The 26835-nt window shown below is 59.6% G+C and carries 25 protein-coding genes and 1 pseudogene; 10 read left to right on the forward strand and 16 right to left on the reverse strand.

Annotated elements, in window-relative coordinates; translation table 11 throughout:
• Positions 1-29 precede the first annotated feature (29 nt).
• From BFN10_RS15610 to BFN10_RS15625, 4 genes are all read right to left on the reverse strand, one after another.
• The gene (locus BFN10_RS15610; RefSeq protein WP_071490428.1) at positions 30-1124 is read right to left on the reverse strand and encodes a polyamine ABC transporter substrate-binding protein; all 1095 of its coding nucleotides are present in this window, start codon (positions 1122-1124) and stop codon (positions 30-32) included.
• Between the two features lie 151 nt (positions 1125-1275).
• Complete coding sequence (locus tag BFN10_RS15615; protein ID WP_071490483.1) at positions 1276-2370, reverse strand: polyamine ABC transporter substrate-binding protein; 1095 nt, start codon at positions 2368-2370, stop codon at positions 1276-1278.
• 196 nt (positions 2371-2566) lie between these two features.
• Positions 2567-3931: an aspartate aminotransferase family protein gene (locus BFN10_RS15620; protein WP_071490429.1), complete on the reverse strand. Its 1365-nt coding sequence runs from the start codon at positions 3929-3931 to the stop codon at positions 2567-2569.
• A gap of 58 nt (positions 3932-3989) precedes the next feature.
• Positions 3990-5348, reverse strand: a complete 1359-nt coding sequence (locus BFN10_RS15625) for a glutamine synthetase family protein (RefSeq protein ID WP_003176780.1) — start codon at positions 5346-5348, stop codon at positions 3990-3992.
• A gap of 598 nt (positions 5349-5946) precedes the next feature.
• Here BFN10_RS15625 and BFN10_RS15630 point away from each other — a divergent pair.
• Positions 5947-7323, forward strand: coding sequence for a glutamine synthetase family protein (locus BFN10_RS15630; RefSeq protein ID WP_003213894.1), 1377 nt, complete (start codon positions 5947-5949; stop codon positions 7321-7323).
• 165 nt (positions 7324-7488) lie between these two features.
• The gene (locus BFN10_RS15635) at positions 7489-8118 is read left to right on the forward strand and encodes a TetR/AcrR family transcriptional regulator (protein ID WP_071490430.1); all 630 of its coding nucleotides are present in this window, start codon (positions 7489-7491) and stop codon (positions 8116-8118) included.
• A gap of 114 nt (positions 8119-8232) precedes the next feature.
• On the opposite strand, the gene BFN10_RS15640 is transcribed toward BFN10_RS15635, so the two are convergent.
• From BFN10_RS15640 to BFN10_RS15675, 8 genes are all read right to left on the reverse strand, one after another.
• Positions 8233-8448 carry a TOBE domain-containing protein gene (locus BFN10_RS15640; RefSeq protein WP_003213899.1) on the reverse strand — a complete coding sequence of 72 codons (216 nt, stop codon included), beginning with the start codon at positions 8446-8448 and terminating at the stop codon, positions 8233-8235.
• Between the two features lie 28 nt (positions 8449-8476).
• Positions 8477-9283 carry an aliphatic sulfonates ABC transporter ATP-binding protein gene (gene ssuB, locus BFN10_RS15645; protein WP_071490431.1) on the reverse strand — a complete coding sequence of 269 codons (807 nt, stop codon included), beginning with the start codon at positions 9281-9283 and terminating at the stop codon, positions 8477-8479.
• Positions 9280-10068 carry an aliphatic sulfonate ABC transporter permease SsuC gene (ssuC, locus tag BFN10_RS15650; protein WP_071490432.1) on the reverse strand — a complete coding sequence of 263 codons (789 nt, stop codon included), beginning with the start codon at positions 10066-10068 and terminating at the stop codon, positions 9280-9282. Before ssuC ends, ssuB begins: the two co-directional genes overlap by 4 nt.
• Before the next feature lie 9 nt (positions 10069-10077).
• Positions 10078-11226, reverse strand: coding sequence for an FMNH2-dependent alkanesulfonate monooxygenase (ssuD, locus tag BFN10_RS15655; RefSeq protein ID WP_071490433.1), 1149 nt, complete (start codon positions 11224-11226; stop codon positions 10078-10080).
• A 25-nt stretch (positions 11227-11251) separates the two neighbouring features.
• Complete coding sequence (locus BFN10_RS15660; protein WP_071490434.1) at positions 11252-12220, reverse strand: sulfonate ABC transporter substrate-binding protein; 969 nt, start codon at positions 12218-12220, stop codon at positions 11252-11254.
• Between the two features lie 95 nt (positions 12221-12315).
• Positions 12316-12909, reverse strand: coding sequence for an NADPH-dependent FMN reductase (ssuE, locus tag BFN10_RS15665; RefSeq protein ID WP_058426479.1), 594 nt, complete (start codon positions 12907-12909; stop codon positions 12316-12318).
• Between the two features lie 196 nt (positions 12910-13105).
• Complete coding sequence (locus BFN10_RS15670) at positions 13106-13744, reverse strand: peroxiredoxin (protein WP_071490435.1); 639 nt, start codon at positions 13742-13744, stop codon at positions 13106-13108.
• 290 nt (positions 13745-14034) lie between these two features.
• Entirely contained in the window at positions 14035-15405 is a 1371-nt protein-coding gene (locus tag BFN10_RS15675) for an OprD family porin (protein WP_071490436.1), read from the reverse strand.
• Between the two features lie 370 nt (positions 15406-15775).
• On the opposite strand from BFN10_RS15675, the pseudogene BFN10_RS15680 reads away from it, so the two are divergent.
• Positions 15776-16379 (forward strand): annotated as a pseudogene (locus BFN10_RS15680) (ABC transporter substrate-binding protein).
• 32 nt (positions 16380-16411) lie between these two features.
• Here the strand turns inward: BFN10_RS15680 and argA are convergent.
• Positions 16412-17713 carry an amino-acid N-acetyltransferase gene (gene argA / locus BFN10_RS15685; RefSeq protein WP_071490437.1) on the reverse strand — a complete coding sequence of 434 codons (1302 nt, stop codon included), beginning with the start codon at positions 17711-17713 and terminating at the stop codon, positions 16412-16414.
• Between the two features lie 135 nt (positions 17714-17848).
• Positions 17849-18997, reverse strand: a complete 1149-nt coding sequence (gene argE / locus BFN10_RS15690; RefSeq protein ID WP_071490438.1) for an acetylornithine deacetylase — start codon at positions 18995-18997, stop codon at positions 17849-17851.
• A 158-nt stretch (positions 18998-19155) separates the two neighbouring features.
• Here argE and BFN10_RS15695 point away from each other — a divergent pair, with 158 nt between their 5' ends.
• Positions 19156-20523: a CYTH domain-containing protein gene (locus BFN10_RS15695; protein WP_071490439.1), complete on the forward strand. Its 1368-nt coding sequence runs from the start codon at positions 19156-19158 to the stop codon at positions 20521-20523.
• Between the two features lie 19 nt (positions 20524-20542).
• On the opposite strand, the gene BFN10_RS15700 is transcribed toward BFN10_RS15695, so the two are convergent.
• Entirely contained in the window at positions 20543-21013 is a 471-nt protein-coding gene (locus BFN10_RS15700; RefSeq protein WP_071490440.1) for an Lrp/AsnC family transcriptional regulator, read from the reverse strand.
• A 127-nt stretch (positions 21014-21140) separates the two neighbouring features.
• On the opposite strand from BFN10_RS15700, the gene BFN10_RS15705 reads away from it, so the two are divergent.
• The 6 genes from BFN10_RS15705 (at position 21141) to BFN10_RS15730 (ending at position 26395) form a co-directional block, all read left to right on the forward strand.
• Positions 21141-21479, forward strand: coding sequence for a hypothetical protein (locus BFN10_RS15705; protein ID WP_071490441.1), 339 nt, complete (start codon positions 21141-21143; stop codon positions 21477-21479).
• A gap of 83 nt (positions 21480-21562) precedes the next feature.
• A complete protein-coding gene (locus tag BFN10_RS15710) occupies positions 21563-23242 on the forward strand; it encodes a GspE/PulE family protein (protein WP_071490442.1) in 1680 nt (559 codons plus the stop codon).
• A 77-nt stretch (positions 23243-23319) separates the two neighbouring features.
• Positions 23320-24240 carry an SPFH domain-containing protein gene (locus BFN10_RS15715; RefSeq protein WP_010207363.1) on the forward strand — a complete coding sequence of 307 codons (921 nt, stop codon included), beginning with the start codon at positions 23320-23322 and terminating at the stop codon, positions 24238-24240.
• Between the two features lie 10 nt (positions 24241-24250).
• Positions 24251-24697, forward strand: a complete 447-nt coding sequence (locus BFN10_RS15720; RefSeq protein WP_071490443.1) for an NfeD family protein — start codon at positions 24251-24253, stop codon at positions 24695-24697.
• Positions 24698-24766: 69 nt separating this feature from the next.
• Entirely contained in the window at positions 24767-25081 is a 315-nt protein-coding gene (locus BFN10_RS15725; RefSeq protein ID WP_003176799.1) for a DUF2388 domain-containing protein, read from the forward strand.
• A 174-nt stretch (positions 25082-25255) separates the two neighbouring features.
• Positions 25256-26395, forward strand: a complete 1140-nt coding sequence (locus BFN10_RS15730) for a DegT/DnrJ/EryC1/StrS family aminotransferase (protein WP_071490444.1) — start codon at positions 25256-25258, stop codon at positions 26393-26395.
• A gap of 42 nt (positions 26396-26437) precedes the next feature.
• Here BFN10_RS15730 and gcvH read toward each other — a convergent pair whose 3' ends face one another.
• A complete protein-coding gene (gene gcvH, locus BFN10_RS15735) occupies positions 26438-26821 on the reverse strand; it encodes a glycine cleavage system protein GcvH (protein WP_071490445.1) in 384 nt (127 codons plus the stop codon).
• Positions 26822-26835: the final 14 nt, after the last annotated feature.

The following is a 26835-nucleotide window of genomic DNA, read 5'->3' on the forward strand; positions in this document are numbered from 1 at the left end:
AGGCGGGCGAACCTTGGATAGTTTGAGCCTTACTTGCCCGTCTTGACCTTGGTCCAGCTACGGGTCATCAAACGTTGCACTTTCGGGGGTAGCTCGAAGTTGACGAAGGTCCTGTCGAGTACCGCCTGCGGTGGGTAAACCGCTTCGTCCGTGCGTATCGATTGCTTCATCAGTTTGTCCGCCCCTGGGTTAGGGTTGGCGTAACCGACGTAATCACTGACCTGGGCGATCACCTCAGGTTGCAGCAAATAGTTGATGAAGGCGTGGGCTTCTTTGACGTTGGTGGCATCCTTGGGGATGGCCAGCACGTCGAACCACAGGTTGCCGCCTTCCTTCGGAATCGCGTAGGCGATGTTCACGCCCTTGCCCGCTTCGCTTGCGCGAGCCTTGGCCTGGAACACATCGCCGGAGAACCCGGCCGCCACGCAGATGTTGCCGTTGGCCAGGTCCGAGATGTATTTGGAAGAATGGAAGTAGGTCACGTAGGGTCGCACTTTGAGCAGCTTGGCTTCGGCCTTCTTGTAGTCTTCAGGGTTCTCGCTGTTGGGGTTCAGGCCCATGTAGTTGAGCACTGCCGGCAGCATTTCGTCCGCCGAGTCCATGAACGACACGCCGCACGTCGCCAGTTTCTTCATGTTTTCCGGCTCGAACAGCACGGCCCAGGAATCGATATGGTCGACGCCCAGCACTTCCTTCACTTTATCGACGTTGTAGCCGATGCCATTGGTGCCCCACAGGTACGGTACGGCGTACTGGTTGCCCGGGTCGTTCTTTTCCAGGCGCTTGAGCAGCGCCGGGTCAAGGTTGGCGTAATTTGTCAGCAACGACTTGTCGAGCTTCTGGAATGCCCCGGCCTTGATCTGCTTGCCCAGGAAGTGGTTGGACGGCACCACCACGTCGTAGCCGGTACGCCCGGCCAGCAGCTTGCCTTCCAGGGTTTCGTTGGAGTCAAACACGTCATACACGGGCTTGATGCCGCTGGCCTTTTCGAAGTTGGCCAGGGTGTCGTCGCCGATGTAATCCGACCAGTTATAAATATGCACGGTCGGTGCGGCCTGTACGCTCAACGTCAGCGTGATACCTGCACCCACCAGCATGGCTTTGCGAAATAAAGAAATTGGCAAGTGGAGGTCCTCTTAAATAGTTGGGCCCAAAGTTGTTGCCCGGCAACAAAACCGGCGCGCAACTTACCCTCGATAAACCGATCCGGCAAAACTTTCTGTTATTTAATTTGTGAGAGGGGCAGTCAAACTGCCCCTCCACCGGTTTCAGCGCTTACTTACCGGACTTGATCTTGGTCCAGCTGCGTGTCATTTCACGCTGGGTCGCAGCCGGCAGGTCGGCAATGGCGTAGAGCTTGGCCTGCACATCCGCTGGCGGGTAGATGCCCGGGTCGCTGGTGATGTCTTTGTCGACCAGCGCGGTGGCCTTCTCGTTACCGTTCGGGAAACGCACGCTGTTGGTGATCGATGCCATGACTTCCGGCTTGAGCAGGTAGTTCATGAACTTGTAGGCCGCGTCGACGTTCTCGGCATCTTTAGGGATGGCGACCATGTCGAAGAAGCTGCCAGCGCCTTCTTTCGGAATGTCATAGGCAACCTTGACCTTGCCACCGGCTTCGGCCGCGCGGGACTTGGCCTGCTGGATGTCACCCGAGTAACCCACGGCCACGCAGATGTTGCCGTTGGCCAGGTCGGAAATGTACTTGGAAGAGTGGAAGTAGCCGATCGAAGGACGGATCTTCAGGAACAGCGCTTCGGCTTGCTTGAGGTCGTCTTTCTTCTGGCTGTCGGTCGGCAGGCCCAGGTAGTGCAGCGCGATCGGCAGCATTTCGGTTGGCGAATCGAGGAAGCTCACGCCGCAGCTTTTGAGCTTGGCGATGTTTTCAGGCTTGAGCAGCACGTCCCACGAGTCGATCTTGTCCACGCCCAGCGCGGCCTTGACCTTCTCCGGGTTGTAGCCGATGCCGATCGAGCCCCACATGTACGGGAAGGCGTGCTTGTTGTCCGGGTCGCTGACCGATACGGCCTTGAGCAGGGATTTGTTCAGGTTGTCGTAGTTGGACAGCTTGGACTTGTCCAGCTCCTGGTAGACACCGGCCTTGATCTGCTTGGCGAGGAAGTTGTTCGACGGCACGACGATGTCGTAACCGGACTTGCCTGCCAGCAACTTGGCTTCCAGGGTTTCGTTGCTGTCAAAAACGTCGTACACCACCTTGATGCCCGACTCTTTTTCAAAGTTGGCGATGGTGTCCGGTGCAATGTAGTCGGACCAGTTGTAGACGTGCAGCACTTTATCGTCTGCCTGGGCCGCGCCCGCCATTGCGCCCATCAGGGACAAGGCGAGGAGGGTCTTGCCAGCGTTCTTCAAACCTAATGCCTTCATTTGGTGATGCTCCGATTTTTTCTTTTTTGGGCCACAAGCTTTCAATGTTGAGTAGCCCAGCCAAAGGGCAACAAAACAGGGCGACAGTCTGGCAAGTTCCGAGGCCGGCTTTCAACCAAAGCCTCATTTATAACTGCCCTGAACGCAGCACCCGAAAGCCACTGCGTTCTGAGCCTAGCACTTAGCCCTGCAATGCCGCCAAAGTCAGGTCCAGGCACTGCCGAGCCTTGGTCACCAGCTCGTCGATTTCTGCCTTACTGATCACCAGCGGCGGCGAAATGATCATGGTGTCGCCCACGGCGCGCATGATCAGGCCATTTTCGAAGCAGAACGTGCGGCAGATCATGCCGACACCCTTGCCTTCGTAGCGCTTGCGGGTGGCCTTGTCCTGCACCAGTTCAATGGCACCGAGCATACCCACGCCGCGCACTTCGCCCACCAGCGGATGATCCGCCAACTCCCTCAGGCGTTTCTGCAAATACGGTGCCGTTTCATCATGCACACGGTTAACGATTTTTTCATCGCGCATGATGCGGATGTTTTCCAGGGCCACTGCAGCGGCCACCGGGTGACCGGAGTAGGTGAAGCCGTGGTTGAAATCACCACCTTCGTTGAGCACCGCCACCACGTCATCGCGCACGATCAGGCCGCCCATGGGGATGTAGCCCGAGGTCAGGCCCTTGGCGATGGTCATCATGTGGGGCTTGAGGTCGTAGAAGTCGCTACCGAACCACTCACCGGTGCGACCGAAACCGCAGATGACTTCGTCGGCAATGAACAGGATGTCGTATTTGGCGAGGATTTCCTTGATGCGCGGCCAGTAGGTGTCCGGCGGCACGATCACGCCACCGGCACCCTGGATCGGCTCGGCAATAAAGGCACCGACGTTGTCCACGCCCAGTTCCAGGATCTTTTCTTCCAACTGGTTGGCGGCCCACACGCCGAATTGTTCCGGGCTCATGTCGCCGCCTTCGCCAAACCAGTACGGCTGGGCGATGTGGGTGATGCCCGGGATCGGCAAGTCGCCCTGCTCATGCATATACGTCATGCCGCCCAGGCTGGCGCCGGCCACGGTGGAACCGTGGTAGCCGTTCTTGCGGCTGATGATGGTTTTCTTGTTCGGCTGGCCCTTGATCGCCCAGTAGTGGCGGACCATGCGCAACATGGTGTCGTTGCCTTCGGAGCCGGAACCGGTGAAGAACACGTGGTTCATGCCGGCCGGTGCGATGTCGGAAATGGCCTTGGCCAGTTCCAGCACTGGCGGGTGAGCGGTCTGGAAGAACAGGTTGTAGTACGGCAGTTCTTTCATTTGCCTGGCGGCGGCGTCAGCCAGTTCATCGCGGCCATAACCGATCGCCACGCACCACAGACCGGCCATGCCGTCGAGGATCTTGTTGCCTTCGCTGTCCCACAGGTAAACGCCGTGGGCTTTGGTGATGATCCGTGGGCCTTTCTCTTTCAATTGCTTGAAGTCGCTGAACGGCGCCAAGTGGTGATCGCTGCTCAAGGCTTGCCATTCACGGGTTTGCGGGTTGTTGCTGGACATACCAATCTCCTAGACTTTTCAGTAAAGGGCGCGCCGTTCAAAGGGCGCGCCCGGCGTATCAGACGGCAAAGAGCAGGAATTCCCGCTCCCACGAACTGATCACGCGCTTGAAGTTTTCATGCTCGGCCCGCTTGACCGCGACGTAGCCTGTGATGAATTTCTGACCCAGGTATTTCTCGATGGTCTTGCTGTTTTCCATGCGCTCCAGGGCGTCTTCGATGGTCAACGGCAGGCGCAGGTTGCGCCGCTCGTAACCACGGCCCACCACCGGCGCGCTCGGGTTATGGCCTTCGACCATGCCGATGTAGCCGCACAACAGGCTGGCGGCAATCGCCAGGTACGGGTTGGCGTCGGCGCCCGGCAGGCGGTTTTCCACACGGCGGTTCTGCGGACCGGCATCCGGTACGCGCAGGCCGACGGTGCGGTTTTCTTCGCCCCACTCGACGTTGACCGGCGCCGAGGTGTCGGGCAGGAAGCGGCGGAACGAGTTCACGTTGGGGGCAAACAGCGGCAGCAGTTCAGGGATGAATTTCTGCAGGCCGCCAATATGGTTGAGGAACAGCTGGCTCATGGTCCCGTCTTCATTGGAGAAGACGTTCTTGCCGGTGGCGATGTCGATGATGCTCTGGTGCAGGTGCATCGCACTACCGGGCTCGCCGGTCATCGGCTTGGCCATGAAGGTGGCGGCCACGTCGTGCTTGAGCGCGGCTTCGCGCATGGTGCGCTTGAACACCAGGATCTGGTCGGCCAGGGACAGGGCATCGCCGTGACGGAAATTGATCTCCATCTGCGCCGTGCCGTCTTCGTGGATCAGGGTATCGAGGTCCAGCTCCTGCAGTTCACACCAGTCGTAGACGTCTTCGAACAGCGGGTCGAATTCGTTGGCGGCTTCTATAGAGAAAGACTGGCGACCGGTTTCCGGGCGGCCGGAACGGCCAATCGGCGGTTGCAGCGGGAAGTCAGGGTCTTCGCAGCGCTTGGTCAGGTAGAACTCCATCTCCGGCGCCACGATGGGCTGCCAGCCTTTGTCGGCGTAGAGCTTGAGGACCTTCTTGAGCACGTTGCGCGGCGACAGCTCGATCGGGTTGCCTTGCTTGTCGTAGGTGTCGTGGATCACCTGGGCGGTCGGCTCGATGGCCCAAGGCACCAGGAACACGGCGTTCTGGTCGGGGCGGCAGATCATGTCGATGTCGGCCGGGTCGAGCAATTCGTAATAGATGTCGTCTTCGACATAGTCGCCGGTCACGGTCTGCAGCAGAACGCTTTCGGGCAGGCGCATGCCCTTTTCGGCAATGAACTTGTTGGTCGGCGAGATCTTGCCCCGGGTGATGCCAGTGAGGTCGCCAATCATGCATTCGACTTCTGTGATCTTGTGGTCTTTCAACCAATCGGTGAGCTGGTCGAGGTTGTTACTCATAAATGCCTCTGGGCTGGGTTTCCTGGCATCCATTAAAGGCCAGGCGTTGTTTGACGCAGCATCCGCGTCGTTTTTTTCGTTCAGGGTAGGAGCTTACCTGCCATTTGCTGCTGCGTTGCATTCCTCACGCCAAAGTTGTGCGCAATCTTGAGCAGCACGCAGGGCGCGCGCCGCTCTCTGACAAATGAGGAAGCAAAAAAGAGGGTAGACCGGGCGTCAAGAATATTGGCCGGGGGGCGCGCTATCACGCGGGAGGAAAATACGGATGACACAGCCTGGCTGAAGCAGACCAAGACGCCGTTGGGCGGCAGGTGAAACATGAAGCACCCCGGTATTATTGCTGTTATGGGTTTGAATCGAGCTTAGCCTTGTTCATTTTTTTACACAACACCCCCGTAAAAAATACAACACGGCCCGCTCAAGCCTGCGAGTCCCAAGCCTCTCAAACCCAAAAAACCGCCCCAAAAAGCCCCAAAAAAGCCTTCACGGCGCTTTTTTAGGGCAAAAAAGGCCTCGCTTGACTTCGGCATGCCGTTCGGGTTGACTGAAACCAGAAAAGATCAATGATTGATATTTTTAACAACAAAGGTGTTGCATCATGTCGGTACCCCCGCGTGCCGTTCAGCTTAACGAAGCGAACGCGTTCCTTAAGGATCATCCTGAGGTTCTGTACGTAGACCTTCTAATTGCGGATATGAATGGTGTGGTGCGCGGCAAGCGCATCGAACGCACCAGCCTCCACAAGGTTTACGAGAAGGGCATTAACCTGCCTGCCTCTTTATTTGCCCTGGATATCAACGGCTCTACGGTGGAAAGCACCGGCCTGGGCCTGGACATCGGTGATGCTGACCGAATCTGTTATCCGATCCCCGACACCCTGTGCAATGAACCCTGGCAAAAGCGCCCCACCGCGCAACTGCTGATGACCATGCACGAACTTGAAGGTGAACCTTTCTTCGCCGATCCGCGCGAAGTGCTCCGCCAAGTTGTAAGCAAATTCGACGACCTCGGTCTGACCATCTGCGCCGCCTTCGAGCTTGAGTTCTACCTGATCGACCAGGAGAACGTGAACGGCCGCCCACAACCGCCCCGCTCGCCTATCTCCGGCAAACGCCCGCACTCGACACAGGTCTACCTGATCGACGACCTCGACGAATATGTCGACTGCCTCCAGGACATCCTGGAAGGTGCGAAAGAACAAGGCATCCCGGCCGACGCCATCGTCAAGGAAAGTGCCCCGGCGCAGTTCGAAGTGAACCTGCACCACGTGGCCGACCCGATCAAGGCTTGCGACTACGCGGTACTGCTCAAGCGCCTGATCAAGAACATCGCCTACGACCATGAGATGGACACCACCTTCATGGCCAAGCCGTATCCGGGCCAGGCAGGCAACGGTTTGCACGTACACATCTCGATCCTGGACAAAGACGGCAAGAACATTTTTGCCAGCGAGGATCCCGAGCAGAACGCCGCATTGCGTCACGCGATCGGCGGTGTGCTCGAGACCCTGCCCGCCCAGATGGCGTTCCTGTGCCCCAACGTCAACTCCTACCGTCGTTTCGGCGCACAGTTCTACGTGCCGAACTCGCCGTGCTGGGGCCTGGACAACCGTACCGTGGCGATTCGCGTACCGACCGGCTCGTCCGATGCCGTACGTATCGAACACCGCGTGGCCGGCGCCGACGCCAACCCTTACCTGCTGATGGCTTCGGTCCTGGCAGGCGTGCACCACGGCCTGACCAACAAGATCGAGCCTGGCGCACCGGTGGAAGGCAACAGCTACGAGCAAAACGAGCAAAGCCTGCCGAACAACCTGCGCGATGCATTGCGCGAGTTGGACGACAGCGAGGTGATGGCCAAGTACATCGATCCTAAATACATCGATATCTTCGTCGCCTGTAAGGAAAGTGAGCTGGAAGAGTTCGAACACTCCATCTCCGACCTTGAGTACAACTGGTACCTGCATACCGTGTAAGCGGTTGCGACTGTAAATGTGGTGAGCAGGCTTGTTGTGGCACGCCCGCTCGCCACAACAAGCCTGCTCGCCACAACAAACTCGCTCACCACAAAAGCCCTCGCCCCAGGTATGGATCATCTTCAGGCTCTGCGTACAATGCCCGCTGCCTTGTAGGAGACTTCCATGACCACCCGCCCCGCCGCCCTTCGCAAACCCCGCGCCCGCAGTCAGGCCCGGATCGACGCGATCCTCGACGCCGCCCGCACCTTGCTGGCTGCCGAAGGCGTGGCGGGTTTGTCGATCTACGGCGTGGCCGAGCGGGCGCAGATTCCGCCGTCGTCGGTGTATCACTTCTTCGCCAGTGTGCCGGCGCTGTTGGAAGCTCTGACCGCCGATGTGCATGCCGCTTTCCGGGCGGCGATTCAGGCGCCCATCGACCACGACTCACTCAAGCATTGGCGCGACCTGTCCTGCATCGTCGAACAGCGCATGCTCAGCATCTACGCGCACGACGCCGCCGCCCGCCAGTTGATCCTGGCCCAGCATGGGCTGACCGAAGTGACCCAGGCGGATCGTCAGCATGATCTGGAGCTGGGAGATTTGATGCTCGCGGTGTTCAACCGGCACTTCGAAGTGCCGACCTTGCCGAAAGACGTGGATGTGTTCGCGCTGGCGCTGGAATTGAGCGACCGCGTGTATGCACGCTCGGTGCATCAGCATGGGCTGATCACACCGCGCATGGCGGAGGAAGGGATGCGGGTGTTTGATGCGTATGTAGGGCTGTACCTGCCGCCCTACCTGCCCAAGCGTTAATTTTGTGGAGGCTGGGCCGGCCTCATCGGGGGCAAGCCCCCTCCCACACTTTGATTTGTGAATACATTCAAAATGTGGGAGGGGGCTTGCTCCCGATGGCGGTCTCAAGCGCGATCACAACTTGGCGATCGACACCTCGGTGGATTTCACGAAGGCAATCACTTCGCTGCCAATCACCAGCTCCAGCTCTTTGACCGAGCGGGTGGTGATCACGGAAGTGACAATGCCGGACGCGGTCTGCACGTCGATTTCCGACAGCACGTCGCCTTCGACGATTTCCTTGATGGTGCCTTTGAACTGGTTACGCACGTTGATGGCTTTAATAGTCATGGTGTTCTTCCTTCAGGGGACGAGTGAGTTATTGAGCCCAACGCAATTGCGTAGGCAGCGGTGAAACAGGTTCGGGTTCCGGTGGCGAGCCGGGCAACGACAGCACACGGTTGAGCACTTCAGCTTCCAACGCGGCCAGGCGATGTGAGCCCCGTGCACGCGGGCGTGGCAGGTCGACGATCAGGTCGAGGCCGATTTCGCCGTCTTCGATCAGGATGACGCGGTCGGCAATTGCCACGGCTTCGCTGACATCGTGGGTTACCAGCAACACGGTGAAGCCATGCTTCTGCCACAGGTTTTCGATCAGTTGCTGCATCTCGATGCGGGTCAGGGCATCCAGCGCCCCCAGCGGCTCATCCAGCAACAGCAGGCGCGGTTGGTGGATCAGCGCACGCGCCAGGGCCACGCGTTGCTTCTGCCCACCGGACAGCGCCGCCGGCCACTCGTTGGCACGTTCAGCCAGGCCGACCGCCTCCAGGGCTTCCAACGCTTTGGGGCGCCAATCGCCTTTAAGGCCAAGGCCGACGTTGTCGATGATCTTTTTCCATGGCAACAGGCGCGCTTCCTGGAACATCAACCGCGTGTCTTCAAGCGCTTCGCTCAGCGGTGCGGAACCGGCCAGCAGCTCGCCGCCGCTGGCTTTATCCAGCCCGGCCAGCAGGCGCAGCAAGGTACTTTTGCCGCAGCCACTGCGGCCGACCACCGCCACGAATTGGCCGGCAGGTATGTGCAGGTCGATCTCCTGGAGCACTTCCCGTGCGCCAAAGGCCTTGCGCAACTTGCGTACCGCCAGGGGGATGCCCTTGAGCAGGCGCGGAGGTTGTTGAGCTGTCATGCCGCACCTCCTTTATTCACTTGATAGGCCGGGTGCCAGCGCAGCCACACACGCTCCAGGCCACGAGCAGCCAGATCGGCGAGTTTGCCGAGGATGGCGTACATCACGATGGCCAACACCACCACGTCGGTTTGCAGGAATTCACGGGCGTTCATCGCCAGGTAGCCGATGCCGGAGCTGGCCGAGATGGTTTCCGCCACGATCAGCGTCAGCCACATGAAGCCCAGGGCAAAGCGCACGCCGACCAGAATCGACGGCAGCGCACCCGGCAGGATCACCTGGCGGAACAGGCTGAACCCGGACAAGCCGTAGCTGCGCGACATCTCCACCAACGCCGGGTCGACATTGCGGATGCCGTGGTAGGTATTCAGGTAGATCGGGAACAGCGTGCCGAGGGCAACCAGGAAAATCTTCGCCGTCTCATCAATGCCGAACCACAGGATCACCAGCGGAATCAGCGCCAGGTGCGGCACGTTGCGGATCATCTGCACCGAACTGTCCAGCAGGCGTTCGCCCCACTTCGACAAGCCAGTGATAAAGCCCAGGACCAGGCCGATGCTGCCGCCGATCACAAACCCCAGGCCGGCACGCCAGCCACTGATCGCCAGGTGCGTCCAGATCTCACCGCTGGCGACCAGATGCACGCCGGCAGCAATCACGGCACTGGGCGCCGGCAGGATACGGGTCGACAACCACCCCGCCGATACCGACAACTGCCACACCGCGAGCAATAGCACCGGCAGTACCCAGGGCGCCACGCGGTGGCTTAGTTTTTCATAGCTCATGGGGCGGCCTCAGCTCTGTGACGCAGCTTTGGGAAGGATATCGTTGGCGACCATCTCGCCGAACGGGCTGACGTAGCCGGCGCTTTTCGGCAGCTCGGGTCGCTCGATATCCAAGTGAGGGAACAGCAATTCGGCAACGCGATACGACTCTTCCAGGTGTGGATAACCGGAGAAAATAAACGTGTCGATACCCAGCGCGGCGTACTCCTTGACGCGTGCCGCCACGGTCGGGCCATCGCCCACCAGCGCCGTCCCCGCACCGCCACGCACCAGGCCGACGCCGGCCCACAGGTTGGGACTGACTTCGAGGTTGTCGCGGTTGCCGCCATGCAACGCCGCCATGCGTTGCTGGCCGACAGAATCAAAGCGTGCCAAAGAGGCCTGGGCACGGGCGATGGTGTCGTCATCCAGGTGGGAGATCAGTTTGTCGGCGGCCTTCCATGCTTCTTCGTTGGTTTCACGCACGATCACATGCAGGCGGATACCAAAGCGCACGGTACGCCCGAGCTTGGCGGCCTTGGCGCGTACCTGTTCGATTTTTTCCGCGACAGCGGCCGGTGGTTCACCCCAGGTCAACACCATTTCCACCTGCTCGGCTGCCAGGTCCTGGGCCGCTTCGGAGGAGCCGCCGAAGTACAGTGGCGGACGCGGTTGCTGGATCGGCGGGTAAAGCAGCTTGGCGCCTTTGACGCTGATGTGTTCGCCGTCGTAATCCACGGTCTCGCCTTCCAGCACACGGCGCCAGATGCGGGTGAATTCCACCGAGGCCTGGTAGCGCTCTTCATGGCTGAGGAACAAGCCGTCGCCGGCCAATTCTTCCGGATCGCCGCCGGTCACCAGGTTGAACAATGCACGGCCACCGGACAGACGATCCAGGGTCGCGGCCTGACGCGCAGCCACCGTCGGGGAAATGATCCCGGGGCGCAGCGCGACAAGGAATTTCAAGCGCTGGGTCACCGGGATCAGCGAAGCGGCCACCAGCCACGAGTCTTCGCAGGAGCGCCCGGTCGGGATCAGCACCCCACCGAATCCCAGGCGATCGGCGGCCTGGGCAACTTGCTGCAGATAACCGTGGTCAACGGCGCGAGCGCCTTCGGCGGTGCCAAGGTAATGGCCGTCGCCGTGGGTAGGCAGGAACCAGAAAATATTGAGGCTCATGGAGTTGTCTCCTGAAGAAGTCGGATTACGGCGCGTTGGCAACGGCGGCGGGTGGCGTCCAGATCACGTCCTTGATGCTCAAGGGTTTGGGGATCAATTTGAGTTGGTAGAAGCTGTCGGCGATTTTCTGCTGGGCGGCGACCACTTCCGGGGTCAGGAACAGCGCGCCGTAGCCCTGGCGTTTTACCGAGGTCAGGGTGATGTCAGCCGGCAGACCGAGCAGCGGTGCGACTTGTTCGGTGACTTCCTGGGGGTTGGCCTTGGACCATTCGCCCACGGCGCGCACTTCTTCCACCAGCGCCTTGATCACTTGCGGATGTTGTTCGGCATACGGTTTGGTCGCCAGGTAGAACTGATGGTTGTCGGCGATGCCGGTGCCGTCACGCAGGGTGCGGGCCTGCAGTTGTTTCTCGGCGGCGGCCTGGTACGGGTCCCAGATCACCCAGGCGTCCACACTGCCACGCTCGAAAGCGGCACGGGCATCGGCGGGCGGCAGGAATACGGTTTGCACATCGGTGTATTTCAGGCCGGCATCTTCCAGGGCCCGCACCAGCAGGTAGTGCACGTTGGAGCCTTTGTTGAGCACGATTTTCTTGCCCTTGAGCTCGGCCACGGATTTGATCGGTGAGTCTTTCGGCACCAGGATCGCTTCGCTGGTCGGCGCCGGTGGTTCGTAGGCCACGTAGAGCAGGTCGGCACCGGCAGCCTGGGCGAACACCGGCGGGGTTTCGCCGGTCACGCCAAAGTCGATGGAGCCGACATTCAGGCCTTCAAGCAGCTGGGGGCCGCCAGGGAACTCGGTCCACTGGACATTAACGCCCTGGGCCGCCAGGCGTTTTTCCAGGGTGCCCTTGGCCTTGAGCAGCACCAACGTGCCGTATTTCTGATAGCCGATCCGCAGGGTCTCGGCCGCTTGAGCTTGAACAATGGCGCCGAAGGACACAGCCGCAGCAAACAGTGCGACCAGACCACGACGCAAGATGACAGTGCGCATGGCGCTCTCTCCAAAAATGCGATTAGGGGTTTTGGCTGCACCTGCTTGGCCGTTGGCGGCTGAGTAAGGTGAGTGTTTCGGTATATCAGTGAGGTTCAGATGCTCCAGCGAGCACTCAACAAACGTTCGTTCAACACGTGGGGGTCCAGCGGTTTCGGGCGACGGGCCATGGCGCCGTACAGTGTTTCCAGGGCTTCGTGCAAACGCTGTTCGAGTACTGGCACCAACTGCGCCTGGGCACTGCCTTCGCCATACGCGATCTGGCTGTCTTCGGCAAAGATGCCGTGGAGCAATTCCTGGGCCTTCAGCGCCGACAGCACCGGCTTCAAGGCATAGTCCACCGCCAGCATGTGGGCGATGCTGCCGCCGGTGGCCATCGGCAACACGATCTTGTGGGCCAGGGCGCGTTCGGGCAGCAGGTCCAGCACGGTCTTCAGCGCGCCGGAGAACGAGGCCTTGTACACCGGCGTAGCGATCACCAGGCCGTCAGCGTTAGCCACTTGTTGCAACAGGTCGATGACCTTGGGGCTGTCGAAGCGCGCATGCAGCAGGTCCTCAGCCGGGAAGTCCCGTATCTGGTAACTCACCACTTCTACGCCTTTGTCTTGCAACCACTGACGGGTTTTATCCAGCAATACCCCGGAGCGGGAGCGCTGGCTGGGGCTGCCTCCAAGTGTTACGACCAACATGCAGGAATTCCTTGAGCAGGTGTCGGCGGTTCGCTGTGTGGCGATGGCGCCAAGATGGAACAGACCTTATCAGCAGATTCATATATCTATAAATCTTATTTTTTCATTTGTTTATTCTTAAAATGCATATATCAGATATGAAATCGCAGCCGAAAAAAAAGGCCGTCGAAACGGCCTCAAAACCCCTGCTATGTGATCAGCGATTCGGTTGTGGTGTCAGGCGCAGGTACGGCTTCACCGCGCGATAGCCCTTCGGAAAGCGTCTCTTGATCTCTTCCTCATCCTTGAGCGAAGGCACGATCACCACCTCATCACCGTCCTGCCAGTTGGCGGGCGTGGCGACCTTGTGGCTGTCGGTGAGCTGCAACGAGTCGATGACCCGCAGGATCTCGTGGAAGTTGCGCCCGGTGCTGGCCGGGTAGGTAATGGTCAGGCGGATCTTCTTGTTCGGGTCGATCACGAACAAGGAACGCACGGTGAGGGTGTCACTGGCGTTGGGGTGGATCAGGTCGTAGAGGTCGGACACTTTGCGATCGGCGTCGGCCAGGATCGGGAAGTTGACAACAGTGTTCTGGGTTTCGTTGATGTCTTCGATCCACTTGTGGTGCGAATCCACCGGGTCGACCGACAGGGCGATGGCCTTGACGCCGCGCTTGGCGAATTCGTCCTTGAGCTTGGCGGTGAAACCCAGCTCGGTGGTGCACACCGGGGTGAAATCCGCCGGGTGGGAAAACAGCACACCCCAGCTATCGCCCAGCCATTCGTGGAAACGAATCGTGCCGGCGCTGGAATCCTGTTCGAAGTCGGGGGCGATATCGCCCAGTCTTAGGCTCATGGTGTGGCTCCTGGTGAGTGCTTATGGAGCCCACTGTGCATGGATTGTGGATTATTTAAAAAGAATAAATATCAATTTATCTAGACGATAAAGGAATATTAAAAATCTGTTCATTGGACGCGGGGGCAGACGAGGAGCAACATCGCTTTCAAGGTTAGAGAAGGCCTTGAGACGCTGTACAAAGAGGGGTCAGGAAGGGCCTGCGGGGGTTTGGCCCGACTTGAAAGCAAGACACCCTGCCCGGTGTTGCACCGGGCAGGGCTTTACAGGCTTACAACAGCGTCACGCTACTAGAACAGTGGCAGCGAGTAGCTGACGATCAGGCGGTTTTCGTCCTGGGAACGGGTGTTCGCCAGGTCGGTACGCCACATAGCGTTTTTCCAGGCAACACCAAGGTTTTTCAGCGGGCCTTCCGGAATCACATAGGCAACAGTGATGTCGCGCTCCCACTCGGATTGACCAGTGGTTTCGGCACGACCGTTGTTGTTGGCGATGGTGTCGATGTCGCTACCTTTCAGGTAAACAACACCAGCGGTCAGGCCAGGTACACCGACTTTTGCGAAGTCATAAGCGTAGCGAGCTTGCCAGGTACGCTCGCCAGCGCGGGCGAACTTCTGGATCTGCATGTCGGTAGTGATGTAAGCCGACGAGCCGTCGCCCTGGTTCAACCAAGGGAAGTCGCTGCTACCATTGCTGACCTGGTAACCACCACCGAAGGTGTGACCGGCAACGGTGTACAGGAACAGGCCGCTGTACAGGTTGTTGTCGACCTTGCCTTTACCCGCGTTGAAGTTGTTGTAGTTACCGCTGGAGTAGTAAGCGGCGGTGTCGCCGTTCTTGCCATCGTCCGAGCTGTTGAAATAACGCAGGTCAGACTTCAGAACGCCTGGACCGATTGCCCAGTTGTGGGTCAGACCAAGGAAGTGCTGCTTGTAGAAGTCCTCCAGATTGCCGTAGTAGTACTGGGCAGTCAGGTCTTTGGTCAGCTTGTAGTCACCACCGGCGTAGTAGAACTTGTTGCTGAACTTGCCGGCATTGTAGTTGGAACTACCGTTAGCGCCGCCAATCGACAGGTTTTCGTTGTTGCTGGAGTTACGGCCCTTGGCCTTTTCCACCTGACCGGCCACCAAGGTCAAATCCTTGATGTCGTTGGTGGTGATCTGGCCGCCTTGGAAGGTTTGCGGCAGCAGACGACCATCGTTGGTCACGATAACCGGCAGTTTTGGCTGCAGGGTGCCCAGCTTCAGTTCGGTCTGGGAGATCTTCACCTTACCGGTCACGCCCAGGCTGGCGTAATCGTGGACGGCTTTGTTGCCGTCGCTTGGGAAGACGGTACCGCCCGAAGCAGTGCCGGTGTAGTTACCGTGATCAGCACGGCTCGAATCCAGACGCACGCCGTACAGACCAATCGCGTCAACACCGAACTGCACAGTACCTTGGGTGTAACCCGAGATGAAACGTAGATCGAAGCCTTGGCCCCATTCAGCGTTTTTGCTACGCGTGTTGGACGTGGCGTTAGGGTGACCGTCACGGTTATCGGTGTTGATGTAGAAGTTACGCAGCCCCAGAGTTGCCTTACTGTCTTCGATGAAACCGGCGGAGTTTGCCTGCTGGGCAATCGCAGCCAAAGCTACGGCCAACGCCAATGTTGACTTCTTCATGTACCGCTCCTCTCATTTCTAATTTTTGTATTTCTTTGGTCTCGGGTCTGACGCCCTCGATCCACAGATGCGCGATTAGCGCCAGATAGTGACCACCAAGTCAATCGTAACCTTGTGTGTCTACTACCTTCGTCTAATCGCAGTTGATTTGGTCCCTGCAGGGTAATGAGTTTTTCATACACCCAAAAAGAATTATTTCATTCTTTTTCATACGATTCGGGAATAAGCCTTTGCATGACGCGAACCCGTCAGCGTAGACGAACCGCTCCACAAGCTAATTCCTAAAGGGTATTTTTTAGCACTTTTTTAGATCGATTAGTGTGGCCGTAAGGTTGCATACGTCACCCACGATCAAAAAGGCGACGCCATCATGGCCAAACGCATATCCTCCCGTCAATTTGTTACAGTTTTTGTGTCACTAATAGTTTCTTTTGGTGTCAAAGCGGCCGATTTGCCCATCGGCTAGAAAATTGCCTGGCACCATTCAACAGTGGGCCGGAAGTCGTAACCGCCATGGCCTCGGGCGACGTGCAAATCGGCAACCTCGGTTCCAGCGCCGCTGCCGCAGCGGCATCACGGAATCTATCCATCGTCGCGTTCATCGTATCGGCCCAGATCAATACTTCTGAAGCATCGGTGGTACGTAAGGACAGCCACATTGACGTACCCAAGGATTTGATCGGTAAAACCATCGCCACGCCGCTTGTCTCAACCTCTCATTAGTAGATTCGAAACCGGTGCTGAAAATCGCGAAAATGACAGGCGCCGACGCCGCAGACATTCATGAGCTGCTAGCCGGCACGACATTCCCGGATGCCCAGGCACAACAAAACGATGCGCTGCCAAAAGACGGCACGGTGAAGGCGATCGGGGAGACGGCGAAGCTCTTGGAGTAACAGGGGAAGGTTGAGGTAGTGCTGCCGGATGACTCGGCCTTCGTGACCGACAAATTCGTCAAGCCCTGCACCCTGTAGGAGCCGGTTAACCGGCTCCTACAGGGTGTGGATTACAGGGCCTTCTCGAAGATCTTCGAATTACGCTGATAGTTGTACAGCGACGCCCGCGCCGACGGCAGGCGGTCGACACTGCTCGGCACAAACCCCCGCTCACGGAACCAGTGCGCGGTGCGGGTGGTGAGGACAAACAAGGTCTTCAACCCCTGCGCCCGGGCACGGGCCTGGATGCGCTCCAGCAACACATCGCCACGAGCGCCATGGCGATATTCCGGGTTCACTGCCAGGCAAGCCAGCTCTCCCGCGTCCGAATCGGCGATCTGATACAGCGCTGCACAGGCGATGATCATGCCTTCGCGCTCCACCACGCTGAACTGCTCGATCTCACGTTCCAGCACTTCCCGCGAACGGCGTACCAGGATGCCCTGCTCTTCCAGCGGGCTGATCAGGTCGAGCAAACCGCCGACATCCTCAATCGCCGCTTCGCGCACCTGCTCGAATTGCTCTTGGGCCACCAGCGTACCGCCGCCGTCCCGGGTAAACAGCTCGGTGAGCAAGGCGCCGTCTTCGGCGTAGCTGACAATATGGCTGCGCCCTACTCCACCCCGGCACGCTTCGGCGGCGGCATCGAGCAATTCGGCCTGGTAGTTGGTTTTGCCCAGGCGCTGCAGGTGAGCCGGCACCTGTTGCGGGCGCAGCTCGCGTACCAGGCGGCCGTTTTCATCGATCAAGCCCATATCGGCGCCAAACAGCAGCAGCTTGTCGGCGCCCAGGTCGATGGCGGCGCGGGTCGCAACGTCTTCGCAGGCCAGGTTGAAGATCTCACCGGTTGGCGAATACCCCAGCGGCGACAGCAACACGATGGAGCGCTCATCCAGCAAGCGATTGATACCCTTGCGGTCGACGCGGCGCACTTCGCCAGTGTGATGGTAGTCCACCCCTTCGAGTACACCGATCGGACGTGCCGTCACCAGGTTGCCGCTGGCAACGCGCAGGCGCGAGCCCTGCATCGGTGACGAGGCCATGTCCATCGACAGGCGCGCTTCGATGGCGATACGCAGATGGCCGACCGCGTCGATCACGCACTCCAGGGTTGCGGCATCGGTGATGCGCAAGCCTTCGTGGTAAGCCGGGGTCAGGCCCCGCGCTTCAAGGCGCGCTTCGATCTGTGGGCGCGAACCGTGGACCAGTACCAATCGCACACCCAGGCTGTGCAGCAGCACCAGGTCGTGGACGATATTGCCGAAGTTGGGATGTTCCACACCATCGCCAGGCAGCATGACCACAAAGGTACAGTCGCGGTGGGCATTGATGTAGGGGGACGCATGGCGAAGCCAGTTAACGTAGTCGGGCATAGAACCTGGGCCTGTAATAAAAAGCAGCCGAAAAAGGATGAATCGTGAAAGCGCACGGCGGGCTGATGGTTATCGTCGGAACAGGCTTGGCGACACGCTCACTCTCCTTCTATGTACGAACAGGCAGGGGTTAATTTATGCAGGTTTCAGGCAGTAATGTTCGATCAGTTCCCGCAATAGACGCACTGTAGGCGTCAAGCGTGACATTTCGAGGTATTCGCCCGGCTGGTGTGCGCAGGCGATGTCGCCGGGGCCGAGCACCAGGGTTTCACAACCAAGGCGCTGAAGATAAGGCGCTTCGGTGCCGAACGCTACTGCTTCGGCACGATGGCCGGTCAATCGTTCCGCCACCCGTACCAGTTCGGCATCTTCCGGTTGCTCGAACGGCGGTACTTCGGGGAACAGGGGCGCATAGTCAATCTTGACCTGATGGCGCTCGGCCACCGGCTGGAGCTTCTGGCGAATCGCATCGCGCAGCACCTGGGGGTCCATGCCCGGCAGTGGGCGCAGGTCGAACTCCAGGGAACACTGGCCGCAGATGCGGTTGGGGTTGTCGCCGCCGTGGATGCAACCGAAGTTCATGGTCGGTTGCGGCACGCTGAACTGAGGGTTGCGGTACTCGCGCTGCCAGGCCAGGCGCAGGCCGCGCAGTTCGCCGATGGCGTCGTGCATGGCTTCAAGCGCGCTGTGGCCCAGGCTGGGGTCCGACGAGTGGCCGCTTTGGCCAAGAATATCGATGCGTTCCATCATCACGCCTTTGTGCAGGCGGATCGGCTTGAGGCCGGTCGGCTCGCCGATCACCGCTGCGCGACCCAGCGGGCGGCCCGCTTCGGCCAGTGCGCGAGCGCCGGACATGGAGCTTTCTTCATCACAGGTGGCGAGAATCAGCAGAGGCTGTTTGAACGGCTGATCCAGCAGCGGCAACACCGCTTCGATGGCCAGCGCGAAAAAGCCCTTCATGTCGCAGCTGCCCAATCCTACCCAACGGCCGTCAACTTCAGTCAGCTTGAGCGGGTCGGTCTTCCACAGCGCTGCGTCATAAGGGACGGTATCGCTATGACCCGCCAGCACCAGGCCTCCTGGCCCACTGCCGTAACTGGCCAACAGGTTGAACTTGCCGGGGCTGACTGGCTGGATGTCGATGGCGAAACCCAGATCCCCCAGCCAAGCGGCGAGCAAGTCGATCACCGGGCGGTTGGTCTGGTCGAGAGAGGCCTGGGTGCAGCTCACGGATGGCGCGGCAATCAACGCGGCAAACTGCTCTTTCATGGACGGTAACGGCATGCTCGGCCTCTCGACTTCCCGGATGAGCCTCACTATAGAGCCATCTGCACGACACAATAAACCGTTGCGGCGCGTTGCCGGGCTCAGTCCTGTACACTGCACGACCTTGGCAGCCACTCATTTCCCCGGCTGCGCTCCCGATCCTGGATGTTCCGGCCATGCAAAAAGAAACTGAAATCAAGCTCCGCGTCAGCCGCGAGACCCTCGCCGCGCTGCGTGAGCACCCGCTCCTGAAAAAACGCAACAAAAGTGGCTGGGAACGCCGTGAGTTGATGAACCAGTACTTCGACACCCCCGAGCGCGACCTGGCCCAGGCCAAAGTCGCCCTGCGCCTGCGCAAGGACGGTGACGACATCATCCAGACCCTCAAGACCCGCGGCCAGAGCGTCGCCGGCTTGTCGGAACGTAACGAATACAACTGGGAACTGCCTAAAGCCAAGCTCGACGTGAAGAAGCTCGACGGCGAATGCTGGCCCGAGCAACTGGCCGAGCTGGACAAAAAGACCCTCAAGCCGATCTTCACCACCGACTTCGTGCGTGAGCGCGCCGAAATCGCCTGGGGTCGCGGCAAGGCCAAGGTGGTGATCGAAGCCGCCCTGGATCTGGGCCACGTGGTGGTCGGCAAGCAGAAAGAAGAAATCTGCGAGCTGGAACTGGAACTGCGCGAAGGCGAACCGGCCGCCCTGCTGGAGTTGGCCGCCGAGCTGGCCGCGACCCTGGCGTTGATGCCGTGCGATATCAGCAAGGCCGAGCGCGGCTACCGCTTGTACGACGCCAGTAGCTACTCCCTGAGCCTGCCGGCGCCGCAGATCCACGCTGAAATGCCGCTGGACGATGCCTTCGCTGCGATCATGTGGCACCTGCTGGGCAGCAGCCAACGCCTGGCCGAGCAATACCGTTTCAATGGCCACTGGCGCCTGCTGCAAGACTGGGTCGACAACCTCGGCGAACTGCGTGCCCTGGTCGGCAGCCTTGGCCAGGCGGCACCGCGTCAGTCCACCAGCGAACTGCGCAGCGCACTCGATGCCCTGCTGGAAGACTGGCGTCCACTGGTACAGGCCGGTGATGACGACGAGGACATCCGCAAAGCCGCACCGGAACAGTTCGCCGAAGAACTGGACGACGTGCGCTGGGGCCTGTTCTCACTGAACGCTTCACGCTGGCTGCTCGCCCGCACCTGGACCACCGACCGCACCGTGCGTGGCAACCGCCAGGGCGCCGCGCAAATCACCAACTGGCTGCCGCGCCTGCTGGCCGACGACGCTGTCGCCCTGCAACTGCCGCGCTACCAGCAACAGCCGGAAGACCTGGCCGAGCAACTGCCGCGTATCGAACGCATCCAGGCCTGGCTGCACCATGCGCGCCAGGTGGTCGACATTCCGGAACTGGACCGTCTGTACGGCGAGCTGAACAAGTTGGTGCAACTGGCCAACCAGCCGATTACCGATGAGTCGCTGGATGCGCGGATGCATCAGGCGATTGCGGTGTATCAAAACCGGGCGTGGAAGACTCTGCTGCGTCTGTAAGGCCGCTATCACCAGCCTGTCAGCGCAATACTGGCAGGCTGGTGGTGGATTTGATCTCGGATAAAGCCACAATCGAATTAACCTCCTGAATCCCAGGCACCATCGACAGTTTCTCGAAGAAAAACCGCTCATACGCCTCGATGTCCGAGGTGACGATACGCAGCAGAAAGTCCACCGCCCCCATCAGCACATAACACTCCAGCACTTCCGGGAACCCGCGAATCGCATCGGTGAACTCGGTGAAGTTGGAGCGGCCGTGGGCGTTGAGTTTCACCTCGGCGAATATCTGCGTGTTGAGGCCGATCTTCTTGCGATCCAGCAAGGTCACCTGGCCACGAATCACACCCTCTTCCTTGAGCCGTTGGATACGTCGCCAGCAAGGCGACTGGGACAGGCCGACCTGTTCGGCGATCTGCGCGCTGGAGAGAGAAGCGTCTTTTTGCAACAGGGCCAGGATACGGCGGTCGTAGGCGTCCAACTCGCTGTGCATATAAATACCCTCCATCGCACTTATTCTGAATTGATTGATTCGATTTTCGACAAATAAGGCCCATCTTAGATAAGAAATCTCCCGTGGCGAATGTAAAAATTTCTCCAGTCGAATCCGGAGCTTTCCCATGCATGCCGTCGAAACCAACCACCCCGCCACCCGCGTCGATGCGTGGGCCGTCAACAGCGACCATTGCCAGGCCCATTACCAGATCGTCGCCGAGGCGGAGCCCGACGTGGTGTGCCGGGTACTCAACTATTTCGCTCTGCAATTCCTCACGCCACAGCAGGTTACGGTCAACCGCGAAGAAGACCTGTTAAACATCGGCATCGTGATGGACGGCCTGAGCTGGCACCGCGCCCAGGTGATCGGTGAAAAGATTCGAAACCTGATCAGCGTGTGCACACTGGACGTATGGTCGGCTGATTCCGTGGCGCCTCAGGCAGTGATGACGGTTGCTCAGTAAGACCCTGCAATACACGCCGGGAGGAAGATATTCAGGGGCTGGCTAGCCTGGGATTTACGCCCACTGCCCTCAGGAAAATCTCCATGCCGGTTGATCAACGATTGGAACTGCGTCAGCTGCTGCCGGCTTTGCTCGAAGGGCGAGTGATCACCCCGGAAGTTGCACAGCAGTTGTCGGCGCTGCCGGCCAGCAACACCTTGCATCCCCTGGAAAGCATCGCAGCCCTTGGCCCCAGTCTGGAAACCCTGACCGAATGGCTGGCCCAGCATGCCGGACAACCGTACCTGCGCATCGACCCGTTGAAGATCGATGTGGCGACGGTCGTGCCGCTGATGTCCCATGCGTTCGCCCAACGCCACGCCATCCTTGCAGTGGCGGTGGACGCGCAGACGGTCACCGTCGCCAGCGCCCAGCCCCACGTCACCAGTTGGGAAGCCGGGCTGGCGCAGGTGCTCAAGCGCTCGATCAAGCGTGTGGTTGCCAACCCCCATGACATAACGCGCTGTATCGGCGAGTTCTACCGGCTGGCGAAGTCCGTCAGCGGCGCCGATCAAAAAGTTGCGGCACCGGGCAACAACGAACTGCTCAACCTCGGCGCCAGCGACCAGGAGCCCGATGCCAACGACGCGCATATCGTCAACATCGTCGACTGGCTGTTGCAGTACGCTTTCGGCCAGCGGGCCAGCGATATCCACATTGAACCGTGCCGTGAACAGGGCCGTGTGCGCTTTCGCATCGACGGGTTGCTGCACGACGTCTATCAGTTCCCGCCCCAGGTCACGATGGCAGTCGTCAGCCGCCTCAAAAGCCTGGGCCGCATGAACGTGGCAGAAAAGCGCAGGCCCCAGGACGGCAGGGTCAAGACCAAGAGCCCGACCGGAGCGGAAGTGGAGTTGCGCCTGTCCACCTTGCCCACGGCGTTTGGCGAAAAGCTGGTGATGCGGATCTTCGACCCACAGGTGCTGCTCAAGGGCTTTGACCAGCTTGGTTTATCGGTTGAGGACCAGCAACGCTGGCAAGCCATGACGAGCCAGACCAACGGCATCATCCTGGTCACCGGCCCTACCGGTTCAGGCAAGACCAGCACCCTCTACACCACGCTCAAGCAATTGGCCACGCGGGAAGTCAACCTGTGCACGGTGGAAGACCCGATCGAAATGGTCGAGCCGGCGTTCAACCAGATGCAGGTGCAGCACAATATCGACCTGACCTTCGCCAGCGGCATCCGCGCCCTGCTCCGCCAGGACCCGGACATCATCATGATCGGCGAGATCCGCGACCAGGAGACCGCCGAAATGGCGATCCAGGCTGCATTGACCGGGCACCTGGTGCTGTCGACCCTGCATACCAACGATGCGCCCAGCGCCATCAGCCGCCTGCAGGAGCTGGGCATTGCGCATTATTTGATCAAAGCCACCTTGCTCGGCGTAATGGCGCAGCGTTTGGTGCGGGTTCTGTGCCCCCACTGCAAGCGTGCGTTGGGTGACGCCCATGAAGCGGTCGGTTGCGTTGAATGTCGACACAGCGGTTATCAGGGGCGGGCCGGCGTTTACGAAATCATGGTTTTGAACGAAGCGCTCAGGACTTTGATCACGCCTGGGGCCGATGTGCAGGCCCTGCGCCAGGCAGCAGTGACTCACGGCATGCGCAGCTTGCGTATGGCCGCCATGCAGAAGGTCGCGGCGGGGCTCACCACGATGGCGGAAGTCTTGCGGGTGACTCCCGGGGATTCGGTAACAAATCCTTTGTTTGTTAAGCAGTGAAACCGTTCTTATCGGTGACAACACCGTTACAATCGGCCCAACGTCGTTTCACTGACACCATCAGATAGGGAATCGCTATGCAGATCGGAACCGTACTGCTTCTTTTCGTGGGGCTGGCCATCGCCATCCTGTTCATGGGCTTCAAGGTGGTCCCCCAGGGCTACCAATGGACGGTCGAGCGTTTCGGCCGTTACACCAATACCCTCAAGCCTGGCTTGAACATCATCATCCCGGTCATGGACCGCATCGGTCGCAAGATCAACGTGATGGAAAGCGTACTGGATATCCCGCCCCAGGAAGTCATCACCGCCGACAACGCCACCGTGCAGATCGACGCCGTGTGCTTTTTCCAGGTGGTCAACACCGCCCAGGCCGCCTACGAGGTGAACAACCTCGAACACGCCATCCGCAACCTGCTGCAAACCAACATCCGTACCGTGCTCGGCTCCATGGAACTGGATGCCATGCTCAGCCAGCGTGACGGCATCAACGAAAAACTGTTGAAGACCGTGGACGAAGCCACCGCGCCGTGGGGGATCAAGATCACCCGTATCGAAATCAAGGACATCAGCCCGCCCGCCGACCTGATGGCCGCGATGTCGGGCCAGATGAAAGCCGAACGGATCAAGCGTGCGCAGATCCTCGAAGCCGAGGGCCTGCGCGCCTCGGCGATCCTGACGGCCGAAGGCAAGAAGCAGGCACAGATTCTCGAGGCCGAAGGTAGCCGCCAGGCGGCGTTCCTTGAATCCGAAGCCCGTGAGCGTCAGGCCGAAGCCGAAGCCCGCGCCACACAGGTGGTATCGGAAGCAATCGCGTCGGGCAACGTGCAGGCGGTCAATTACTTCGTCGCACAGAAATACATCGACGCCCTGGGCAAGCTGGCTTCGGCCAACAACAGCAAGGTCATCCTGATGCCGCTGGAAGCCAGCCAGGTGATCGGCGCAGTTGGCGGTATCGGCGAGATCGTCAAGGCAACGTTCGACAACAAGAAAGGCTGAGGCCAGCGCCATGTGGGATTTCCTGCAGCATCTGTCGTTCTGGGATTGGCTGGCACTGGGTACGGTACTGCTGATTCTTGAGGTATTCGGCGCTGGCGGTTACCTGTTGTGGATGGGTATCGCCGCGGCGGCCGTGGGCGTGATCAAGTTCCTGGTGCCACCCCTGGGGCTGGAATGGCAACTCCTGCTGTTTGCCGTGTTGTCGATAATGACGGCGGTGTACTGGTGGAAACGTCAGCGCAGCAGCGCCAAGGCCAGCGACCAGCCGGGGCTCAACGAACGCGGCTCCGAGCTGATCGGCCGCACCTTCGTGGTGCACCAGGCGATTGTGGATGGCCGGGGCAAGGTGAAAGTCGGTGATGGCGTGTGGATGGTGACCGGCCCGGACAGCCCCGTAGGCGCCCAAGTACGGGTGGTTGGCCAGGAAGGCGTGGTGTTAAGGGTTGAAACTGTTTAGTCAGTGATGGAACTCGATTGGGCTAACTACAATCATAAAGTACAGATAACCCACCCGGAGTCACCCATCATGCGTCTCAAATATGCTGTCGCAACCCTTGCTGTGCTTTCCCTCCCTGTCGGATCAGCCATGGCCGACAGTTTCTGGCGCAATGTCATCTCGTCCGGCGCCACTACCGGCTCGACGTACCTGACCTTCAAGGACCACAAGCTGGTGGTCGCTGCACAAGACGACGCAGGCAGCTTCGTTGCCAGCGACGGCGGCATCCGTGGTCCATACCTGGAAGCAGCAATGCAGAAAGTTCGCGCTGATAACCCTGGTCTGCAGGCCACGGACATGGAGTTGGCCAACGCCATCCTTGCGAAAAATGCTGTCACCGAGTGATTCCATCGCTCTGAAAAATGCCGCTGTTGAAGCGGCATTTTTTTGTCCACGTTTTTCCCCGCGCATGACAATTCATTCACGGGCGACAGGCTATATTCAGTCAACCCGTGCAACCATGCCGGTACTGATACCTCGCTTACTCATCGCCAACCTGAAACGGATGCCTTCGTCGTCATGAGCCAACTGCCCTTCCTGCCGTTTTCCAAACCCACCATTGATGAAGCCACCATTGCAGCGGTCGGCGATGTACTGCGCTCGGGCTGGATCACCAGCGGGCCGAAGGTCCAGGCATTCGAGGCGCAGTTGTCGGAGTACCTTGGCGGTCGGCCGGTGCGCACCTTCAACTCGGGCACCTGCACCATGGAGATTGCCTTGCGCATTGCCGGCATCGGTCCGGGCGATGAAGTCATCACCACGCCAATCTCTTGGGTGGCCACGGCCAACGTGATCCTGGAAGTGGGCGCTACGCCGGTGTTTGCCGATATTGACCCGGTGACCCGCAATATCGATCTGTCCCAGGTGGAAGCGGCGATTACCCCGCGCACCAAGGCGATCATCCCGGTCTACCTGGCCGGCCTGCCCCTGGATATGCCGATGCTGTATGCACTGGCGAACAAGTACAACCTGCGCATTATCGAAGATGCGGCGCAGGCGCTGGGTTCCAGCTGGGATGGCGAGCGTATTGGCGCCACCGGGGATTTTGTGTCGTTCAGTTTCCAGGCCAACAAGAACATCACCTCTTCCGAAGGCGGCTGCCTGGTGTTGAACAACGCCGAAGAGGCACGGCTGGCGGAAAAATACCGCCTGCAGGGCGTTACCCGCACCGGCTTCGACGGCCTCGACGTGGATGTATTGGGCGGCAAGTTCAACATGACCGACATCGCCGCCGCCATTGGCCTGGGGCAATTTGCCCATATCGAGCAGATCACTGCTCACCGCCAGAACCTGGCGCGGCACTACTTCAAATGCTTTGGCAGTGACTTTGAAGAGCAGTACGGCGCACAACTGCCGCCGGCAGACTTCGAGAACAGCAACTGGCACCTGTTTCAACTGGTGCTGCCGGAACGTCAAGACGGTCTGCCAGCCCGCGCCGCCTTCATGGAGCAGATGCAGGCTCATGGCGTCGGCATTGGCTATCACTACCCGCCGATCCATCTGCTGAGCCTTTATCGGGCACAGGGGTTCAAGGAAGGCATGTTCCCGGTGGCGGAGAGAGTGGGGCGTTTGATCGTGTCGTTGCCGATGTTTACAGCGATGACAGAGGCGGATGTGGAGCGGTCGGTGGCAGCCGTGAAGGCGGTGCTACAGCCCTGAAAACACATTGCGGGAGCCGTTTGACCGGCTCCCGCAACAGGATCACTCGCCGATGGCGGCTTTGTAGCCGGCAGCATCCAGCAATTTGTCCAGGTCAGCCGGGTTGCTTGGCTTGAGCTTGAAGATCCAAGCGCCGTAGGGATCTGAGTTCAGCAGCTCCGGGCTACCACTCAGTTCTTCGTTGACGGCAATCACTTCGCCTGCAACCGGGGCGTAGATATCCGAGGCGGCCTTGACCGACTCAACCACACCCGCCTGGCCAGTCGCGTCAAACTGGGCGCCCACTTCGGCCAACTCAACAAACACCACATCACCCAACGCTTCCTGGGCATGGTCGGAAATACCGACGGTCACGGTGCCGTCAGCTTCCAGGCGTGCCCATTCGTGGCTTTCGGCAAAACGCAGGTCGGCAGGGATATCGCTCATAGTCTGTGTCCTCA

It is taken from the genome of Pseudomonas extremorientalis, from assembly GCF_001870465.1.
Classification (GTDB): Bacteria; Pseudomonadota; Gammaproteobacteria; order Pseudomonadales; family Pseudomonadaceae; genus Aquipseudomonas; species Aquipseudomonas extremorientalis.

Excerpts from the sequence above, each read along its gene's own strand:
- BFN10_RS15620 (WP_071490429.1), bottom strand. The coding sequence starts at position 3,931 with ATGTCCAGCAACAACCCGCAAACCCGTGAATGGCAAGCCTTGAGCAGC.
- BFN10_RS15625 (WP_003176780.1), bottom strand. The coding sequence starts at position 5,348 with ATGAGTAACAACCTCGACCAGCTCACCGATTGGTTGAAAGACCACAAG.
- BFN10_RS15630 (WP_003213894.1), top strand. The coding sequence starts at position 5,947 with ATGTCGGTACCCCCGCGTGCCGTTCAGCTTAACGAAGCGAACGCGTTC.
- BFN10_RS15635 (WP_071490430.1), top strand. The coding sequence starts at position 7,489 with ATGACCACCCGCCCCGCCGCCCTTCGCAAACCCCGCGCCCGCAGTCAG.
- BFN10_RS15640 (WP_003213899.1), bottom strand. The coding sequence starts at position 8,448 with ATGACTATTAAAGCCATCAACGTGCGTAACCAGTTCAAAGGCACCATC.
- ssuB (WP_071490431.1), bottom strand. The coding sequence starts at position 9,283 with ATGACAGCTCAACAACCTCCGCGCCTGCTCAAGGGCATCCCCCTGGCG.
- ssuC (WP_071490432.1), bottom strand. The coding sequence starts at position 10,068 with ATGAGCTATGAAAAACTAAGCCACCGCGTGGCGCCCTGGGTACTGCCG.
- ssuD (WP_071490433.1), bottom strand. The coding sequence starts at position 11,226 with ATGAGCCTCAATATTTTCTGGTTCCTGCCTACCCACGGCGACGGCCAT.
- BFN10_RS15660 (WP_071490434.1), bottom strand. The coding sequence starts at position 12,220 with ATGCGCACTGTCATCTTGCGTCGTGGTCTGGTCGCACTGTTTGCTGCG.
- ssuE (WP_058426479.1), bottom strand. The coding sequence starts at position 12,909 with ATGTTGGTCGTAACACTTGGAGGCAGCCCCAGCCAGCGCTCCCGCTCC.
- BFN10_RS15670 (WP_071490435.1), bottom strand. The coding sequence starts at position 13,744 with ATGAGCCTAAGACTGGGCGATATCGCCCCCGACTTCGAACAGGATTCC.
- BFN10_RS15675 (WP_071490436.1), bottom strand. The coding sequence starts at position 15,405 with ATGAAGAAGTCAACATTGGCGTTGGCCGTAGCTTTGGCTGCGATTGCC.
- argA (WP_071490437.1), bottom strand. The coding sequence starts at position 17,713 with ATGCCCGACTACGTTAACTGGCTTCGCCATGCGTCCCCCTACATCAAT.
- argE (WP_071490438.1), bottom strand. The coding sequence starts at position 18,997 with ATGCCGTTACCGTCCATGAAAGAGCAGTTTGCCGCGTTGATTGCCGCG.
- BFN10_RS15695 (WP_071490439.1), top strand. The coding sequence starts at position 19,156 with ATGCAAAAAGAAACTGAAATCAAGCTCCGCGTCAGCCGCGAGACCCTC.
- BFN10_RS15700 (WP_071490440.1), bottom strand. The coding sequence starts at position 21,013 with ATGCACAGCGAGTTGGACGCCTACGACCGCCGTATCCTGGCCCTGTTG.
- BFN10_RS15705 (WP_071490441.1), top strand. The coding sequence starts at position 21,141 with ATGCATGCCGTCGAAACCAACCACCCCGCCACCCGCGTCGATGCGTGG.
- BFN10_RS15710 (WP_071490442.1), top strand. The coding sequence starts at position 21,563 with ATGCCGGTTGATCAACGATTGGAACTGCGTCAGCTGCTGCCGGCTTTG.
- BFN10_RS15715 (WP_010207363.1), top strand. The coding sequence starts at position 23,320 with ATGCAGATCGGAACCGTACTGCTTCTTTTCGTGGGGCTGGCCATCGCC.
- BFN10_RS15720 (WP_071490443.1), top strand. The coding sequence starts at position 24,251 with ATGTGGGATTTCCTGCAGCATCTGTCGTTCTGGGATTGGCTGGCACTG.
- BFN10_RS15725 (WP_003176799.1), top strand. The coding sequence starts at position 24,767 with ATGCGTCTCAAATATGCTGTCGCAACCCTTGCTGTGCTTTCCCTCCCT.
- BFN10_RS15730 (WP_071490444.1), top strand. The coding sequence starts at position 25,256 with ATGAGCCAACTGCCCTTCCTGCCGTTTTCCAAACCCACCATTGATGAA.
- gcvH (WP_071490445.1), bottom strand. The coding sequence starts at position 26,821 with ATGAGCGATATCCCTGCCGACCTGCGTTTTGCCGAAAGCCACGAATGG.